Here is a 274-nt window from a genome sequence, read left to right as displayed (position 1 = left end):
CCGAGCTTCCGGCGCGGCGAGGGCGGCATCAGCGATCAGGTGCTGCGCGGCAACAGAGCCTTCGTCGAAGGCGACATCATCCCGCGGCCGCCCGGCCGCGGCGGCGGAAAGCCGAAGGAAGCGGGCGATGGCGAAGCGGAAGACAGTTTCCGTTTCGTGCTGACCCGCGAGGAGTTCCTCGACGTCTTCCTCGATGATCTCGAGCTTCCGGATCTCGCCAAGCGCCGTCTCAGCGAGACCGAGGAATACAGCCCGGCGCGGGCGGGGTTCTCCG

General features: G+C 68.2%; 1 protein-coding gene. It reads left to right on the top strand.

Going from position 1 to position 274, the window contains the following annotated elements:
• On the top strand, positions 1-274 hold a 274-nt coding region (locus SB764_RS40110; RefSeq protein ID WP_410866766.1), incomplete at both ends, for a DUF444 family protein.

Source organism: Paraburkholderia sp. SIMBA_027, from assembly GCF_046535315.1.
GTDB lineage: Bacteria > Pseudomonadota > Gammaproteobacteria > Burkholderiales > Burkholderiaceae > Paraburkholderia > Paraburkholderia tropica.
This window is presented reverse-complemented; position numbering and strand designations above follow the sequence as displayed.